A 13349-nucleotide genomic window follows, 5' to 3' on the forward strand; every position below is an offset into this window, starting at 1 on the left:
TGCATGCTGTTTTAGTATCGCCTATTGATCTGCCAATCGATAGGAACAATGTAGTGTTGGTGGCCGGCCGTTGCTGACGGCCCTCCACGGCACTTTCGAGGCGACCCGCGATGCTCCGACAAATCTCCGAAGATGTCCGCGTCAACCTGAAGGACCGGTTGCGGGAAGTCCGCGACATCATCCGCCAGAGCCGCCATGACGGCACCGGCGACGCCAGCCTCCTGCGCGAAGCCACCAGCCATCTGCCGCCATTTCCGGGCAAAGGCATCGAAGGCCTGCTCAGCCACGCCGCCAGTGCCGTCGACGAAGCCCTGTCGATCGCCGAATCCTTTGTCCCGCACGAGCGCCCGATCAAGGTCGATGGAACGACCGTAAAGGGCCTCGGCACCTATTTCCCGGCCGGAAACGAGGACCGGCAGTTGAGCGCGGAGCGCCTGTTCCGGCGCGACATGTACTATCTGACCAAGGCGGTGCTTGCCGGGTTGAAGATCGACAATGCCCGTATCCATGAAGCCGATTTCGCCGCCGTTCATGCCACGATGCGCAAGCGGCATGGCGATCTGCTGGCCGCCCTGACCGCGCCCGGTGCCGGCCTGCAGGCGATCGCGGCCACCTGTTCGGCGCTGCTGGTCGAGTGCCTCGGCCAGCGTCCGGTCCGCTTTGGCGAAACCGCCCCGGAAACGACGGCGGCGGGTGACCGGGCGCTCGACATAAGCTGCCTGGCGCCGGTCGTTCTGGCTTGCGGCCTGGCGACAACTGGCCGCGACGGCGCGCCGGAGCCCGACATGCTGGAGATCGCGATCCTGGCGGCCGATATCCGTCACGACCGCATCGTTCAGGCCTGCGGCAGGGCGAGCCCGGTCGCTGAACTGACCCCCGTCTTTGCCACCTTGCTTGCGCATTTGCCGTAGCTCAGGGATTTAGTCCCCGGCCATGGCCGTGATGGTTTTCTTGGCGCGCTGGATCGAGGCCGGGCTCATCGAAAGTTCGGTCAGCCCCATCTCGACGAAGGTGGGAATGAGATCCGGCCGCCCGGCCGCTTCACCGCACATGCCGACCATGATGCCGGCGGCGACGCCAGCCTTGGCCGTGAGCTCGATCGCCGACATGACGGCCGGATTGGTGACGTCGTTGAGCTTGGCCACCGTAGGGTTCAGCCTGTCGGCGGCCATGATGTACTGGGTGAGATCGTTGGTGCCGATCGAGAAGAAGGCCACTTCTTTTGCCAGCGCCGGCGCGATCAGCACGGCGGCCGGGGTCTCGATCATCACGCCGAGGTCGAACGTTGCGTAAGGCACGCCTTCGGCCTTCAGCTCGGCGGCGCATTCATCGACCAGTGCGCGGGTGCGCGTGACTTCGGAAATATCGGACACCATCGGCAGCATCACCTTGATGTTGCCGTGCACGGCTGCCCGGAGCAGTGCCCTGAGCTGGCGCTTGAAGATGTCGGGCCGGTCGAGGCACATGCGGATGCCGCGCCAGCCGAGGAAGGGGTTCTCCTCGTCGGGAAACTCGATGCCGGCAATCGGCTTGTCGCCGCCGATGTCGAGCGTGCGCACGATGACCGGGTGGGGCGCGAAGGCCTTGGCCAGCGCCGCATAGGTCTCGGCCTGCATGTCCTCCGAGGGGAGATGCATGTGGCGCATGAACAGAAGCTCGGTGCGGAACAGGCCGACGCCCATGGCGCCGGCTTCCTGCGCCGCCTCGATCTCTTCCAGCGAGCCGATATTGGCGGCGACCTCGATAACCCTGCCGTCGGCGCGCTTCGGCGTCACCGTCTTGAAGACGCTAAGCCCGGCACGCTCCTTTGCCGCCGCCTCGACGCGGCCCGCGAAATCGGCGCGCGTCGCCGCATCGGGGTCGACGATCACATGGCCGCTGTTGCCGTCGAGCGCCACCTCTTGAGCGGCACGCAGGGCATTGACCTTGTTGCCGAGGCCCAGCACCGCCGGAATGCCATGCGAGCGGGCGATGATGGCGATGTGGGAGGTGGCGCCGCCATGGCCGCAAACCACCCCGCCGATGCGTTTCAGCGGCGCTCGCGCCAGATCCCAGGCGCCGATGTCGTCGGCGATGAGAATGGCGCCTTCGGGAATGTTTTCGAGGCTGACGTCGTCTTGGCCCAGCAGCACCAGGCAAATCTGCCGCCCGACGGCATGGACATCGTCGGCCCGGGCATTGAGATAATGATCGTCAACGGCGCTGAAATCGGCGGCGATGGTAGAGGCGGCGGTGATGAGGGCCGAAACCGCGTCATTGCCGCCCCTGATGGCCTTTTCGGCCTCGCCGGTCAGGCTGTCGTCGGCGGCGATATCCCTGAGCGCGGCGACGATGCCGCGATCTCCGGCCGACAGGCTGTCCTGCGCCAACGCCCGGTCCATGCGCGCCTGGACGGCGGCAATGGCGGCGCGGAACCTGTCGATCTCGCCGGCGATCTCATCGGCCTGCAACAGGCGGCCTTGCCCGGCAATGTCAGGCGGGAAATGCGCGAAGGCCGGCCCGATGGCGACACCTTCGCTCGCGGCGACACCGCGCAAGCTGTTTGCTTCGCTGGATGCGGCCGGCGCCGGTTGGGGCGCCGGTGCAGGTGCGGCATCATTCGCCGGGCTCTGCGGTTCTTCATCGTCGAGACCGGCCTTGGGGTTTTCCAGATAGCCGATCAGCGCCTCGATGGCCTCGATGGCGTCGGCGCCGTTCGCCCGCACCGTGACTTCCTGGTTTTCCTTGATCGCCAGCAGCATCAGCTTGACGGAGCTCTTGGCGCTGACCGCCTTGCCGTCCTTGACCAGCTCGACATCGGATTCGAAACCCTTGGCGAGCTTGACGAACCGCGTGGCGGGACGGGCGTGCAGACCTTCATGCACTCTGACGATGGTCGAGCGTTCCATGGCAAATACTCTGCTTTTTTGCGCGCCAAAACCAGATGGGTCGCGGCGCGATGCTTTCAGGCGGCGATGGTGATGATCGCGTCTGTCTTCAGGGCGGTCACGAGCGCTTGTGTATCGACCTGCGATGCACAGATCTCGCCCGGCCTCTCGGCCTCGCTGGCGCCGTTGAACGAGATCACGACGTGGCCCATCTCCAGGACCTTGCTCCATGCGCTGGAGCCGACCGCGGTTATGGTCGCGGAAACATCGCCAAGGGTGATCGACGCGCCCTTCTGGGGCGCGCCGTCGCTGGGTCCGTGCTCCATCTTGTGGAGCACGGAAACCTCGGCGAGCTCGGGCGGCGAGCCATCCGCGAACAGGATGACCACGCCCCCTTCGGCAAGGTCCGCCACTTCGGGTCCGATGGCTGTGACCCGTGTTCTCAACAGAACCGTCATATGGCGAACCTCATTTTCCAACTCTCCTGAGATAGAGTGGCTCATCGCTTTATGGAAACGGCGAGCCACTCTATCTCTTTTGTTTTGAAGCAATTCCGGACGGAAAACCGTGGAACACTTTTCCTGGAATTGCTTCTTAAAACACGATCAGGCTGACGACCCAGGCGATCAGCACCGAGACCGGACCCATGATCTGGCGGCTGATGAGCACCGCCGGCACACCGATTTCGATCGTCTTCGGCTTGGCTTCGCCCAGCGCCAGGCCGACCGGAACGAAGTCGCAGCCGACCTGGGTGTTGTAGGCAAACAGCGCCGGCAGGGCCATCGCCGGCGAAATCGTGCCGTTGGCGATCTGCGGACCGATGATGGCGACGCCGATGACCTGCGCGATGACCGCGCCTGGCCCGAGGATGGGCGACAGGAACGGCAGGCCGCAGATTGCCGAGATGATCAGCAGGCCGACGATGTTGTTGGCCAGCGGTCCCATCGGCTGGGCCAGCACGTCGCCGATGCCGGTGTACAGGATCAGGCCGATGAGCATGGTCACGAAGGCCATGAACGGCAGCACGTTGCGCACGACCTGGTCGATGGTGCGGCGGCCGGAATTGAAGAAGATGCCGACCACACGACCCATGACGCGGCCGATCGAGCTGATCAGGCCGATAAGCCCGCCTTCGCTCGGCAGCGGCTGTGGTGCCGCGGCTGCATTGCTATTGCTTGAACCCATCGATGCTGCTCCCCCCGCAGTGGTGACCGTTTCAGATCCGTCCGCCATTGTGACGTTGGCCGGCTTCACGCCCGAAACGTAGATGTCTTCCGTGATGAACTGGGCGAGCGGCCCAGCCTGGCCGACCGGCGTCAGGTTGACGGTCGGGATGCGCTTGCGCGGGTAGACGCCGCAGCGGGCGGTACCGCCGCAATCGACGACGACGACCGCCATCTCGCCTTCGACAGGCGGCGCCTTGAAGCCGTCGACAGCCGTGGCGCCGGTCATGTCGGCGATGAGCTGTGCCACGGGATGGATGCCGCCTCCCGTAACGGAGACGATCTTGTCGCGCTGCGCGGTTGGCTCGATGACGAGCGGGCCGCCCCAGCCTGTGTTGCCCCTGGAGATGCGTACGGCTTTGTATGTCTTGGCCATGTTGTCCTCCCCGCCCTTACAGCTCTACGCCCTGGCGGCGTGCCATGATGGCGGTGATGCGCTCGGTCAGCATGCCCTTGAGCAGGATGACGACGAGGCCGACGATGGCGTACCAGATCGCCACCTTGACGTGGTAACCGGCAACGACCGCACCCTTCTTTTCCAGCTCCAGAAGCGCGACGAGAATGCCGCCCCAGACGAAATATTCGCCGGGATTGATGTGCGGGAACAGGCCAAGCGGCGGATGCACGTAGGACACGGCCGCGTCATAGAAGGCCGGCTTGTGCTTTTCTTCCAGGAACGATCCGAACGTATAGGCCATCGGATTGGTGAGGAAGAACACCGCCAGCAGCGGCAGCAGCGTGTAGCGCGTCAGCGCGATACGGCCGGCGCCGCGCGCCAGGCCGTGCACGCGTTCTTCGCCGACCAGCTCGGTGACGGCGTAGAAGCCGGTCATCAGCACCACCAGCGTCGGGATGATGCCGGTGACGAAGCCGGCGAACACTTCGCCGCCCTTCTGGAAGATGCCGATGAAGTATTTGCCGATGGCGGTCAGCCAGCCGAGCTGCTCTTCCTGCTGGACCTCTTTCAGCTTTTCCTTGAACTGATCGACGGTGATCGGTCCGCTGTCCGCCTGTGCGAGGACAACGAGATGGTCGGAGGCATGCTCGACGGCGAGCTTGCCATGCAAAGCAGCATCCGAAACCATGGCACCTGCGACATGCAGATTGTGCACGGCCATGTCGGCATGCTGCACCAACAACGAAAATACAGACATTTCTCCTCCTTATGCCGCCCGCCGGTTTATCCCAGTCGGTGCGCGGCGTGCTTTAGGCCCTTGCTACGTTCAAACCGGATAGGCCCGGCTTCTTCCCCGGCTCCGACCGTGCTTTGTCGATCTGCTCGATCGCGCGCTTCACGGCCTCGGCCACACCGGGTTCCCCCTCCCCCATGATTGCAGGGTTGGACCGGAGTCGATCGAGGGCAACGCCCTCGAATTCTTGAAATCTCTTGAATTTGGTGAAGACGGAACGGCCGCTCATCACCATCACGCGGCGCACGACCAGGTCAGGCGTCACCACGACCAGCGCGATGGTGCCCTTGGCCAGCCGGCCGCGAAAATTGCCGGCTCCGACGAAGCCGTCCTTGTACTGGTCGGTGACACCGCGGAAGACATCCGAATAGTGCCGCATCTGCAGCCAGACGCCGAGCGACTGCAGCGCCCACACAATAACCAGCAGAAGCAGTCCCCACTGCCAAATCGCCATTCGGTTCTCCTCCCGAAGTCTCAGTTGAAGCTCACCTTGGACCGGCGCGCGACAACAGCAAAGTGAGAACATTTGTTTCCGCGAATGTCAATATGTATGATATTGACCCTGGTCACGGTCATCCACAGGGCCGTCGGCCGATTTCGGCGGCGGCACGGCTGTGCTAGCCTGTGACGAAACGGGATGCGTGAAATGGAACTGCCCTTCAGGGACGAACTGGCCCTCATGCCCGACCTGCGCCACCGGTTGCGGCAGCTGCGCTGGTTCCGCGCCACCTTCCGCGGCAGCGCCAAGGTGGTCTCGGACACGTTCGGCGTGCGTTTCGAGATCGACGAGGCGAAGCTGACCCGGGCTTTTCTCGACTGGGTCGAGATCATGGAAGAGCAGAAGCGCTTCGCCGCTGTCGACCGCGCCGACTTCATCGTCTTTGCCGCCGGCCTCGTGCTGCGCGAATTGATCAAGCAGGCGCCGGCCAGGGAAATCTCGGGCCTCGCGCAGCTCATCGAGACGGACCAGAATGCCGGCACGCTGGAAATCATCCGCTTCTGGCCGGAAGGCTTCCTCTACACCAACTACTGCGTCTCGGTCATTTCGGCGATCTACGAGCAGGAATTCGGCACGGCACCCAGCATCGACAAATGTGCCGACGATCTGCGTACCTGGTGGTCCTATCGCGAGAACGTCACCGAGATGCCGGCCTATGCGGTGGCTTTCCTCGACCGCTTCCTCGGCGCCGAACCGAACTGGATCACGCCGGACCGCGCGCAGTCCCGGCAAGCCATGCAACGGGCGCTCGGATCCGCCCGCGCCAGCGACGCGCTGCGCCAGCTTTGACCCCACCACAAACATCGCGCTATTGAACATTTGACTTTTTGCCGATAGCGATGTGCGAGATCGAGTCCGGAGAGAGGCGCGTGGCGCGACCAAGGCCCATCATTTTCGATTGCGACGGCGTCCTCGTCGACAGCGAGCCGCTGGCCGCCAAGGCCTATGAACGCGTCTATGAAAAGCACGGCATGCCGGGCGTCCATGGCGGCATCATCGCCCAGTGCGTCGGCATGAAGCAGTCCGACATCATCATCCGAATCAAAGAGTTAACCGGTCACCAGTTTCCCGCTTCGGCGGACGGCGACATCTGGGCCGAGACCAAGATCCTGTTCTCCGAAGAGCTGAACCCGACGCCGGGGATCGCCGCGTTCCTGGAAACGCTCGAGGGCGACCGCTGCGTTGCCTCGTCATCGTCGGTTGAGCGCATCAACCACAGCCTTGCCGTCACCGGCCTAGCGCGGTTTTTCGGTGACGCGATCTACAGTTCCTCGATGGTCAAGAACGGCAAGCCCGCGCCCGACATCTTCCTGTTCGCCGCCGCCAGGATGGGCGCCAATCCGGCGGATTGCATCGTCATCGAGGATTCCCCCTTCGGCATCCAGGGCGCGGTCGCTGCCGGCATGACGGCGATCGGCTACACCGGCGGCGGCCATACCTATGCCGAGCATGGCGCGCGGCTGACGGCGGCCGGCGCCGATTTCGTCTGCGCCGACTGGCATGAAGTTAGCCGGCAATTATCTGGGCTCGGCGTGCCCGCCTAGGCGAGGCGTTGGAGCAATTCTAGAGAGGCCGCGGCCATTGGCTCCGTGGGATCACAGCGCCGACACGGAAGTTGAACGACAAGACCCTCGTCGCCTCGGTGTCGACCTCGCACCGGAAGCTCAGTTGGTACCAAGTGGTCATCGTGCTGAAGGCGGCCTCCGGTCGGCTGAGGACGTTGCCTGCCTTAAGCGGAATGGTTGGCAGCCATTTGGGAGAATAGTCGGCCTGCTGCAATTCCTGGTTCAGTACGTTGGCGCAAAGGTTGGCAATGCGCTGATCGCGCGGCACGTTCTCCATGGAGCTTGTGGCGAACGCATTGCCGGTTGCCCCCTGGGAGTAGAGCTTTCGCACACCCGGAAGGCCGGAATAGATCGGCGATCCCGCAACTTCGTTGTTCGTCGAACCTGGCTTCCCTGCATCCCCGCCTGGGGCCTTCAAGGCTCTTGCGGATTTGAACTTCATAGGCTTTGAAGGTTTGGGCTTTGCCTTTTCGGCCGAGGCTGGAGGCGCCGGCTTACCACCCGTCTCAGGCGGCAATGGCTCTGGCGTCACGGCCGCTTGCTTTTCGGCGGGTCGCGGTGCGACCTCCGGCGGCTGTTTGTCAGTGCCCTCGGCCGCCTGCTTCTCCTCGCTTTGCGCGGGCTTTTCGTCCGGCGCAACGGTGGCTGGCTTTTCGTCCGGCTTGCTGGGCTCTGCCTTCTGTTGTGGCGTTGCAGCCGGGGCAAGCTCGGTCGGCGTGGGCGGCGTGTTGGGCTTGGCGCTGCCACCGTCGAGCGATTTCTCCGGCCCGGTATCTTTCTGGCCGTACTGGAAAACGCGCTTCAGAACGTGGTAGTTTGATGGTTTCGGCGGTTCGGGAGGCGGCTTTTGTTCAGGCGGCTTTTCAGCCTTCTTCTCAGGTTTCGGCTCCGGTGGCTTTGGCGCAGGTTTCGGCTTAGGCGTCTCGGGCGGCGGCACGATCGCGACATTGACCGGCTGCTCCTCCAGCGGCTGTGGGGGAGGCACGCGCAGGCCATAAACCAGCAGCGCCGCGATAAGCGCGTGCAGGATCAGCGATGCGGGAATGCCCCACAGCAGATTCCGACGCCGTTCTCGTGCCTCGTCCTTCATCCTGACCGATGTGGAATGAAATAGCGGCGGCTTCAAGCATAAGCACAGGCTTGGCGCAATTTGGCCGCTGACAGCTTGGTGATCTGGATGATCACGCGCAGAAGATCAGCCCAGAATCCCGTCCAGAAACCGTTCGCCGAGCGGCGTTTCGCCAAACCAGTTCAGCCGGTTGATGCTGACGAAGCCGGCATCGATCGCCGCGTTCTCGTCGCCCGGCTTGCTTGCATGGGCACGACCGCGCGGCACGGTGATGACGGTGCGATCGCCACCGCTTTCCAGGATTTCGGCCGTCCGCCCGATCTTGTCGCGGCCAATGCGTGGCTGACGAATCTCGGCCGGCAGCGAAGTCGGCAGGTTGACGCTGAGCCAATGGCCCTCGCTCGTCCAATCCCCGCGCGATGCCCACAATGAAGCAATCAACGTGCCGAGCCAGTGGTCGTCGCCATCAGTAAAATCAGGATTCTTCACACGCGAAAAGCCGATCGCCGGGACGCCCCAGAAGGTCGCTTCTCGCGCAATGCCGAGCGTGCCGGAATAGGCGAGATCCTCGGCGACGTTGCGGCCGTCATTGACGCCCGACAGCACGAGGTCCGGCTTCTTCTCATCGGCGAAGAGCCATGTCATGGCGCTCACCACGCAATCGGCCGGCGTGCCGGAGCAGGAATACCAATTCGGCCTGACGCGCCGCATCGTCAAAGGTCTCGCGATCGTCAGCGAAGACCCGGCGGCGGTGCGCTTGCCGTCGGGCGCGACCACCCAGACGTCGTCGCTCAGACCAGTGACGGCGTTGACGAGACGGGCAAGTCCCGGCGCTTCGATGCCGTCATCGTTGCAGATCAGGATTCTCATTGTTCGCTCCCCAGAGCATGATGCCGAAAAGTGTGAAGCGGTTTTTCGGACGACATCATGCTCGATCTCCTTAATTTAGAGGCGGCACCGCGATGCGTTGGCCGGTACGGCATTGAGTGCGCAGCGACGGGATGTGGCTTTTCAGGTCATCCAGGAGATCGGTGGTGCAGGAATGACCGAGCGCGTCGGGCCGTCCCGCTTTCTCCCAGATACCGACATTGCCGGAAAGCGTCGGATGGGTGGGCATGCGCACCCAGTCGGCACGGCCGGCCTTGTGCAGGAGATCGCCCGGTGAACCGGCAGGCAGATGTCCGGTAAGAAGCACCGGCAACCCGGCCTGGTCGGCGCGCGGCAGAAGGCGCGACGACGGACCGGCGGCGCCCATGCCGTCATCCGCGAGCAGCGGCAGAAGCGGCAACGGATCCGCATCGGTCCAGTCGGCGGCACTTGCCAAGCGGGCACGCAGCAGTTCGCAAACCCCGGGCAGCAAGGCCGCCGTGGCGCCGATCTGCGCTTCCAGCGAGGAACGCATGCCGGCGTGGACGGCAAACGGCCCCGGCAAGGTCGCGATCAGCTCCAGCGATCGTCCCGACAGCGGCGTCGGCAGCAGGCACCCATTTGAATGCCTTGCCACCCACTGCGAAATTTCGCGTGCCCGCGCCGCGCCCGGCACAGGGTCCGCGCCGTAGGAGGCATCGAAGACCAGGAGATCGCAGTGCGGGATCATATCCATGACGAAGACGTTGCTGTCCGGCACGACATCGGCCGAATAGGCGACACGGCTTTTCCCGTCATCGACGGCGAACCAGACGCCGCCCACGACATGCCCCGACCGTCCCGTCCTGATCGCCAGATTGCCGCTTTTCAGCGTGTCGCCGGGTTCGAAGATTTCGATACGATCGTCTGGAATTGGAAAACGCTTGAAGTCCGCGGGATCGGCATAGGCGGCAAGTGTCGCCGGCGCCTCGTCGCGGGTCTCGGCCGTCATGAAGATCGGGCCGGCATAGCCGCGCGACAGCAGCCAACTCAGCGCACCGACGTGATCCTCATGCGCATGCGAGACGAAGACCGCGTCGATGCCGGCGACCGAACCGTCGAGCGCCGGATAGTATTCCGCTCCCGTCGCGCCAACCTTGATGCCGACATCGAGCAGGATGCGATCACTGCCGCTGCTGACTGCGAGGCTGGTGCGGCCCTTTTCGCCAAAGCCGCCAAGCAAATCCAGCATCATCACGGTGCGGCCCCCGGGATCAGCCAACCGGACTTTATGCGCAGCCGAGCCTGGGCTCCGCTCTCCAGCACCACGGGATCGGGCTGTTCGAAATGCAAGGTGAGATCGGGACCGGCGGAAGGCGTGAATTCGATGCGCGCGGCACCTCCCTGGTAGATCACCCGCTTGACGAGGCCGTCGAAGCCGGGTCCGTCAGGCGAAACGTCGAGATCGGCGGAGCGGCAGCATATCTTTGCGCCGGCGCGTGGCTGCTCACCGGCCCGGCAGCGCACCACCAACTCGGTTCCGAGAACCCTGACCTTGCAATGACCGGCATTTTCGGCACTCAGCACATCGGCAGGGAGCAAAATTCCTTGCGAGATGAAGGAGGCCACCATCTCATTTGCCGGCTCATGATAGAGTTCGCGCGGTGTCGCCAGCTGCGCAAGGCGCCCGTGATCCATCACCGCGATGCGGTCGGCCAGCGCCATCGCCTCGGCCTGGTCGTGGGTGATGTAGACGATGGTCGTGCCCGTGCGCTTGTGGAAGGCGGCGAACTCGTCTTCCATCGAGGCTCTCAAATGCACGTCGAGATTGGCGAGCGGCTCGTCGAACAGCACCAGCGACGGCGCGGCGACCAGACAGCGCGCCAAGGCAACGCGCTGACGCTGGCCGCCGGAGAGATTGGCGGGCCTGCGCTCGCCCAAGCCCTGCAGGTTGACCAAGGTGAGTGCATCCTCGACCTTCCGGTGCGCCACCGCTTTGTCGAGCTTCGCCACTTTCAGCGAATAGCCGATATTTTCGGCGACCGTCATATGCGGCCACAGCGCGTAGTTCTGGAAGACGATGCCGACGCGCCGCTTTTCCGGCGCGACGCTGCCGCCCTTGGCCGACACGATTTCGCTGCCGATGCGGATCTCGCCTGACGTCACCTTCTCGAATCCGGCGACGAGCCGCAGCAGCGTGGTCTTGCCGCAGCCGGACGGCCCGAGCACCGCCAGGAACTCGCCGTCGGCGACGTCGATCGATACGTCCTTCAGGGCGTCGAAATCGGCGAAGCTCTTGGTCACATGGTCCAGGGTCAGTCGCGCCATGGCAGAACTCCACTCGGAAGATGAGGGGCAAGCAGATTGGTCACCAGCATCAGCACGAAGGCGACCGCGACCGTGATGACGGACATCGCCGCCGCGTAGTTCGAATCGCCGCCCTGCTCGAAGGAAAACATCACGACGCCGATCGTCTCCGACCCGGACGACCAAAGCAGCGCCGACACGGTGAGTTCGCTGAGCGCCGTCATGAAGATCAGCAGTCCGCCCGCGATCGCCGCCGGGGCCACCAGTGGAAAGATGATGGTGCGCATGCGCGTGAACAGCCCGGCGCCCGCCACCTGCGCCGCCTCTTCCAGCGCCCGGTCGATCTGGTGATAGCCGCTGATGGTCGGCCGCAGCGCCAGCACCAGGAAGCGGGCGAGGTAGGCGTAGAGGATGATCCAGACGGTGTTGTAGAGCTGGATGCCGGTCAGCGGGATCGGCCGCAGGAAGAGCAGCAGCGAGGCGATCGCCAGCACCACGCCGGGCAAGGCATAGGGCAGCTCCACCGATAGATTGAGCAGCCGCACCCAGCGCTGCTTGCCCCAGGCGATCAGATAGCCGATCGGCACGGCGACGAGGACCGCGAAGAAGGCCACCGCGATCGACAGCCAGAAACTGTTGAAGAAGGCGCGACTCGCCGCATCGTGCTCGAACAGCACGAAGCGATAATTGTCGAGCGTCGCCGTCTTGGCGGTGAGCGCAATGCCGTAGCCGGGCACCAGCGAGGTCAGCACCAGCCCGAACAAGGGCAGGAACAGCACCAGCACGATCAGCAGCCACATGCCGGCCTGGACGGCGGGGCGCCAGCGGCCAAGCTCGTAGGGCTCGGCCGGCAGCGAGGTGGAACTGATGCGGTAGTCGCGGCGGCGGCTCATGAGCTCCTGGGCGAGAATGCCCGCCATGGCGATGACGCCGATCAGCACCGACAGGAAAGCCGTTTCGCCAAGCACGGCGGGGCCGCCGCCGGCCAGCTTCTGGTAGATGAGCGTCGGCAGCACGAGATAGTTGGCGGGAATGCCGAGGAAGGCCGGGATGCCGAAATTACCGACGCAGGAGACGAAGGCGAGTGCTGCCGCGGCCATGATCGACGGCGTCATCAGGGGCAGCACGATGGTGACCAGCACGGTGAACCAGCCGGCGCCGCCGGCGCGGGCCGCCTCGACCAGTTCGCGCGGCAGCTTGCGCAGGCCGGCGCGCACCAGCAGGAAAACCAGCGGGCCATACTGCACGCCGAGCAGCAGGATGATGCCCGAGGTCGAATAGAGCGGGTTTTTCGTGCCTAGCGGCGGTGCTGCGCCGAACAGCTTGAGAAACGGACTGGCCGGGCCGAACAGTTGCAGCCAGGCCAGCGCCGTCACCTGCGGGGCGATCATCAACGGCATGACGTAGCAAAGCACCAGGGCGCTCCGGCCGCGAATGTCCGTCAGCGAGACGAGAACTGCCACCAGCGTTCCCGACAGCACCGCAAGCAGGGTGCCGCCGATGCCGATGACCAGCGTGTGCCAGGTGGCGATCCAGGTCGCCGGGCTTCTCAGCCCGGCCTCGATGGCCACGGTCGACATCGTGCCGCCAGGCGCCACGATCTCCTTGAGGAGCCGCAGCATCGGCAGCAGGGAAAGCAGCACGATGACGACGGCCACCGCCGCCGTCAGGGCCGTTTCCTGGCCCCGACTTTCCCTTATCCGTGTGGACATGATTGATTTTCCTGAGATCGATCCGCGATCGGCTTTGTTCGTAGCGCTTCGGGATGCCGTCGAGGCGGCAC

General features: G+C 64.4%; 13 protein-coding genes. 3 read left to right on the forward strand and 10 right to left on the reverse strand.

The genetic code is table 11. The annotated features are described in order from the left end of the window. Positions 1 to 110: 110 nt before the first annotated feature. Positions 111 to 911: a hypothetical protein gene (locus X741_RS159435; RefSeq protein WP_023776821.1), complete on the forward strand. Its 801-nt coding sequence runs from the start codon at positions 111 to 113 to the stop codon at positions 909 to 911. Positions 912 to 920: 9 nt separating this feature from the next. On the opposite strand, the gene ptsP is transcribed toward X741_RS159435, so the two are convergent. The 5 genes from ptsP to X741_RS159410 all read right to left on the reverse strand — a co-directional run bounded on the left by ptsP (position 921) and on the right by X741_RS159410 (position 5734). Then, positions 921 to 2888 carry a phosphoenolpyruvate--protein phosphotransferase gene (gene ptsP / locus X741_RS159430; protein ID WP_023776822.1) on the reverse strand — a complete coding sequence of 656 codons (1968 nt, stop codon included), beginning with the start codon at positions 2886 to 2888 and terminating at the stop codon, positions 921 to 923. Between the two features lie 56 nt (positions 2889 to 2944). Beyond that, positions 2945 to 3325, reverse strand: coding sequence for a PTS glucitol/sorbitol transporter subunit IIA (locus X741_RS159425; RefSeq protein ID WP_023776823.1), 381 nt, complete (start codon positions 3323 to 3325; stop codon positions 2945 to 2947). Between the two features lie 136 nt (positions 3326 to 3461). Next, entirely contained in the window at positions 3462 to 4466 is a 1005-nt protein-coding gene (locus X741_RS159420) for a PTS glucitol/sorbitol transporter subunit IIB (protein WP_023776824.1), read from the reverse strand. A gap of 16 nt (positions 4467 to 4482) precedes the next feature. Beyond that, complete coding sequence (locus X741_RS159415; protein ID WP_031249864.1) at positions 4483 to 5244, reverse strand: PTS glucitol/sorbitol transporter subunit IIC; 762 nt, start codon at positions 5242 to 5244, stop codon at positions 4483 to 4485. A 52-nt stretch (positions 5245 to 5296) separates the two neighbouring features. Continuing rightward, positions 5297 to 5734 carry a transcriptional regulator GutM gene (locus X741_RS159410; protein ID WP_013892732.1) on the reverse strand — a complete coding sequence of 146 codons (438 nt, stop codon included), beginning with the start codon at positions 5732 to 5734 and terminating at the stop codon, positions 5297 to 5299. 192 nt (positions 5735 to 5926) lie between these two features. On the opposite strand from X741_RS159410, the gene X741_RS159405 reads away from it, so the two are divergent. Together X741_RS159405 and X741_RS159400 are read left to right on the forward strand one after the other, a co-directional pair. After that, positions 5927 to 6568 carry a hypothetical protein gene (locus X741_RS159405; protein WP_023763811.1) on the forward strand — a complete coding sequence of 214 codons (642 nt, stop codon included), beginning with the start codon at positions 5927 to 5929 and terminating at the stop codon, positions 6566 to 6568. 80 nt (positions 6569 to 6648) lie between these two features. Beyond that, positions 6649 to 7323: an HAD family phosphatase gene (locus X741_RS159400; RefSeq protein ID WP_023776826.1), complete on the forward strand. Its 675-nt coding sequence runs from the start codon at positions 6649 to 6651 to the stop codon at positions 7321 to 7323. Positions 7324 to 7342: 19 nt separating this feature from the next. Here X741_RS159400 and X741_RS159395 read toward each other — a convergent pair whose 3' ends face one another. From X741_RS159395 to X741_RS159375, 5 genes are all read right to left on the reverse strand, one after another. After that, positions 7343 to 8434: a DUF930 domain-containing protein gene (locus tag X741_RS159395; RefSeq protein ID WP_023776827.1), complete on the reverse strand. Its 1092-nt coding sequence runs from the start codon at positions 8432 to 8434 to the stop codon at positions 7343 to 7345. Positions 8435 to 8539: 105 nt separating this feature from the next. Next, positions 8540 to 9283: a 5'/3'-nucleotidase SurE gene (locus tag X741_RS159390; RefSeq protein WP_023776828.1), complete on the reverse strand. Its 744-nt coding sequence runs from the start codon at positions 9281 to 9283 to the stop codon at positions 8540 to 8542. Positions 9284 to 9353: 70 nt separating this feature from the next. Further along, positions 9354 to 10514, reverse strand: coding sequence for an MBL fold metallo-hydrolase (locus X741_RS159385; RefSeq protein ID WP_023776829.1), 1161 nt, complete (start codon positions 10512 to 10514; stop codon positions 9354 to 9356). Further along, positions 10514 to 11587, reverse strand: coding sequence for an ABC transporter ATP-binding protein (locus X741_RS159380; RefSeq protein WP_023776830.1), 1074 nt, complete (start codon positions 11585 to 11587; stop codon positions 10514 to 10516). The genes X741_RS159385 and X741_RS159380 overlap by 1 nt, the downstream gene beginning before the upstream one ends. Then, a complete protein-coding gene (locus tag X741_RS159375; RefSeq protein ID WP_023776831.1) occupies positions 11575 to 13278 on the reverse strand; it encodes an iron ABC transporter permease in 1704 nt (567 codons plus the stop codon). Before X741_RS159375 ends, X741_RS159380 begins: the two co-directional genes overlap by 13 nt. Positions 13279 to 13349 lie beyond the last annotated feature (71 nt).

The organism is Mesorhizobium sp. LNHC221B00 (assembly GCF_000502935.1).
GTDB classification, from domain to species: Bacteria; Pseudomonadota; Alphaproteobacteria; order Rhizobiales; family Rhizobiaceae; genus Mesorhizobium; species Mesorhizobium opportunistum.

Bases quoted from the DNA above. Each gene is read 5' to 3' on its own strand.
- X741_RS159435 (WP_023776821.1), top strand. From the start codon at position 111: ATGCTCCGACAAATCTCCGAAGATGTCCGCGTCAACCTGAAGGACCGG.
- ptsP (WP_023776822.1), bottom strand. From the start codon at position 2,888: ATGGAACGCTCGACCATCGTCAGAGTGCATGAAGGTCTGCACGCCCGT.
- X741_RS159425 (WP_023776823.1), bottom strand. From the start codon at position 3,325: ATGACGGTTCTGTTGAGAACACGGGTCACAGCCATCGGACCCGAAGTG.
- X741_RS159420 (WP_023776824.1), bottom strand. From the start codon at position 4,466: ATGGCCAAGACATACAAAGCCGTACGCATCTCCAGGGGCAACACAGGC.
- X741_RS159415 (WP_031249864.1), bottom strand. From the start codon at position 5,244: ATGTCTGTATTTTCGTTGTTGGTGCAGCATGCCGACATGGCCGTGCAC.
- X741_RS159410 (WP_013892732.1), bottom strand. From the start codon at position 5,734: ATGGCGATTTGGCAGTGGGGACTGCTTCTGCTGGTTATTGTGTGGGCG.
- X741_RS159405 (WP_023763811.1), top strand. From the start codon at position 5,927: ATGGAACTGCCCTTCAGGGACGAACTGGCCCTCATGCCCGACCTGCGC.
- X741_RS159395 (WP_023776827.1), bottom strand. From the start codon at position 8,434: ATGAAGGACGAGGCACGAGAACGGCGTCGGAATCTGCTGTGGGGCATT.
- X741_RS159390 (WP_023776828.1), bottom strand. From the start codon at position 9,283: ATGAGAATCCTGATCTGCAACGATGACGGCATCGAAGCGCCGGGACTT.
- X741_RS159385 (WP_023776829.1), bottom strand. From the start codon at position 10,514: ATGATGCTGGATTTGCTTGGCGGCTTTGGCGAAAAGGGCCGCACCAGC.
- X741_RS159380 (WP_023776830.1), bottom strand. From the start codon at position 11,587: ATGGCGCGACTGACCCTGGACCATGTGACCAAGAGCTTCGCCGATTTC.
- X741_RS159375 (WP_023776831.1), bottom strand. From the start codon at position 13,278: ATGTCCACACGGATAAGGGAAAGTCGGGGCCAGGAAACGGCCCTGACG.